The 3127-nt window shown below is 68.1% G+C and carries 1 protein-coding gene; it reads right to left on the bottom strand.

Going from position 1 to position 3127, the window contains the following annotated elements; translation table 11 throughout:
• Nucleotides 1-156: 156 nt before the first annotated feature.
• Nucleotides 157-3127: autotransporter outer membrane beta-barrel domain-containing protein (locus AC1D00_RS33685; RefSeq protein WP_477013643.1), on the bottom strand; the 2971-nt coding region annotated here is incomplete at its 5' end.

Raw genomic sequence — 3127 nt, 5'->3', positions numbered from 1 at the left:
CCGCTTTGGCGGGCTCCTCACCATGAGAGTTGATATCTCGCCGGGAAACGCGACCTCATCCTGAGGACCCCGCCGGGCGGGCGTCGCGAAGGATGGCCGCAAGCGAGCTTCCCGCCACGTTTTTCTTCATATGCACTGCCCCATGAGGGGCCGGGATCACCAGCGGTAACGCAGCGTGCCGTTGCCCGCATAGGTTTGTGCGCGATCGGCGAACGCGCCGTCGAACTTTGCCGACAGCGTGACGCCGCGGACAAGGTGCAGATCGGCGCCGGCGGAGACGAGCGCGGTGTCTTTCGCCGGCGTTGCGCCGTTGACGACGAAGCTCGCCGCCGGCAGCGTCTGGAATACCGCTGATAGCGCGGGATCGCTGACCCAGTCATGCGCGAAGGCGAGTCGGCCGCGCAGCGTCAACGCCGTGCCGGGAGCAACCAGCATGGCGCGATCGAAGCGGGCGCCAAGCTCGCCGCGTGTGTCGGTCGCGCTGCGCGCATTGTAGGTGAGACCAAAACCGCCGCCGCTGAGATCGATCTCGCTGTAGGCCGGCGTGCGGAAGCTCTGCGCCTGCAACGCCGCGTAAGGCGTGATCCCGACGAGCGGTGTCACGACGCGATAGCCGCCTGCGACGCGCCCGCCATAGCTCTGCGCGTTGAAGCGCGCGGTGAGATGATCGCCGAACGCGGCCAGGCGGTCGGTCGACATCCAGTGGCTGGCCGCCGCCAGCGAGGCCGCGACATAGGCCGGCCCGGAGCGCACCGCCGCATAGACGCCGCCCTGCAATGCGTCGCTCTTGCCGCCGCCGAGCCCTTGCGCGAGATCCCATCGGGTGCCGCCACCGGCGAGCGCAAAGCCGACCATCGCATTTCCGGTCAGGTGATAGTCGAGTCCCGCAGCACCGCCCGCGACTTGCGCGGTGAGATCGTGGCTGCCGACGACCGCATCGCCACTGGTCCTGCTGGTGCCGCCGAAGCCGCTGGCCCACACGCTCCAGCGCGGTTCCAAGGCCTGTTGGGCCTCGTCGAGCGGCGTCTTCGTCGCCTTGGCATAGGCGAGGGCGATGTCCTCCGGCAAGGCCGCGCGCTCCGGTGCGAAGCCGAGCGCCGAACCTCCGGCGCCACCTGCGCCATCGCGTCCGCCCGCGGACGGATCGAGCATCAGGTCCAGGAACTGGCCCATGAACTGGAATGCGCCCTGCTGGGCTCCGGTCGCGGGCTCGCCGGAGAGCTGCGACAGCGCGGCGCCGAGATTGCCGCCGGCGAGGCCGAAGACGCCTGCGAAGTTCGCCGGCAGCCCACCGCGGGTGTTGAAGGCATTGTTGAGTGCATCGGCAACGTTCTGCTGGTTCACGTTCAGCCCGGTGCCGGCGCCGAGCGCAGCCGAGAGATTGAGCAGCACGTCCGTCGACGTGTAACTCAGGCTGGCGACGAAGTTCGTCGCGCTGACGCCGCTGAAGGTGGTGCCGCCGAGACCGCCGGCCGCGTGCAGGATGGTGGACTGCTTTGCGACCGAGTTGCCGGGCGCGACCGTCACCTGCACGCCGGCGCCGGTGAGCGTCGCCGTGCCGGAGACATTGGCGCGTGAAGCCGTTGCCGAACCGACCTGCACGAGATAGAGCGCGCCCGACTGCATGGCGAGGCTGCCGGAAATGGTCAGCACCGAGCCGGGCGCGCCGGAACCGGGCGCCAGCATGCCACCACTATTCACGGTTACCGATCCGACCGTGCCGCTGCCGGACAGCGTGCCGCCGTTGTTCACCGTCGTGCTCGATACGATCGATCCGTTGACCGCAAGCGTGCCGCCGTTGACGGTGGTTGCGCCGGTGTAGTTGCTGGCGGCGGTGAAAATGGTGGTGCCGGCCTCGACCGTCACCGTACCAAAGCTGCCGGAGATGACGGGCGCGAAGATGTAGTTCGAGGCGGTGTGATTGAACACGATGCTGCCGGTGCCGGTCCTGAACCTGACCAACGCGGTGTTCAGCGTGCCGGGCGCAACGGCGGTCTGGCCGGACGCGGCACCGATATTGAGCGTTCCCGTGGATAGGGCCGAATAGCCAAGCGTCACGGAAGAAGCCGAGACGACGCCGCCATTGGCGACTGTCAGCACGCCGGTGCCGGATTGGCCGACATCGAGAGTGCCGGAATTGGTCCAGGACGATCCGGCGCCGGTGACCGTCACTGTGCCCGTCGAGCTCGAAGCGCCGCCGATGATCCCGATCAAGCTGCTCACCGCGCCGCCGCCCGCGATCGTCAGTGTGCCGGTGCCGTTTAGTCCGACATAGAAATTGCTGGAATTGGTCCAGGACGATCCGGCGCCGGTGACCGTCACCGTGCCGGTCGAGCCCGAATTGGCGCCGATCGCTCCGATCGTGTTGCTCACCGCGCCACCGCCCGCGATCGTCAGCGTGCCGGTGCCGTCCTGGCCGACAGAGAGACTGCCGGAATTGGTCCAGGACGAGCCGGCACCGGTGACCGTCACCGTGCCGGTCGCGCCGCCATTGGCGCCGATCGTTCCGGTCGTGTTGCTCACCGTGCCGCTGCCCGCGATCGTCAGCGTGCCGGTGCCGTCTAGGCCGACATAGAGATTGCCGGGATTGGTCCAGGACGCGCCAGCGCCGGTGACCGTCACCGTGCCTGTCGAGGCGGCACTGTAGCCGATATACCCGTCGGCGACGCTGCTCACCGCGCCGCCGTTCTTGATCGTCAGCGTGCCGGTGCCGTTCTGGCCGACAAAGAGATTGGCGGAAGTGGTCCAGGACGAGCCCGCGCCGTCGACGGTCACGGTGCCGGTCCCGCCCGAATTGGCGCCGATATACCCGTCGGCGCCAATGCTCACCGTGCCGCCGTTCTGGATCGTCAGCGTGCCGGTGCCGCTACTGCCGACATAGAGAGCGATGTGATTGGTCCAGGACGAGCCCGCGCCATCGACCGTCAYGGTGCCGGTCGAGCCGAGACCGCGGCCGATATACCCGGATTGGTTGCTCACCGTGGCGCCGTTCTGGATCGTCAGTGTGCCGGCGCCGRAATAACCGACGGAGAGGTCGGCGGAATTGCTCCAGGACGAGCCCGCGCCATCAACCGTTGCCGAGCCGGTCGAGCCGAGACTCCGGCCAATAGCCCCGATCGAATCAGAC

This window comes from Bradyrhizobium sp. P2_E8, from assembly GCF_056403875.1.
The sequence above is the reverse complement of the archived record's forward strand: the minus strand, read 5'-3'. Positions and strand labels throughout refer to the sequence as shown.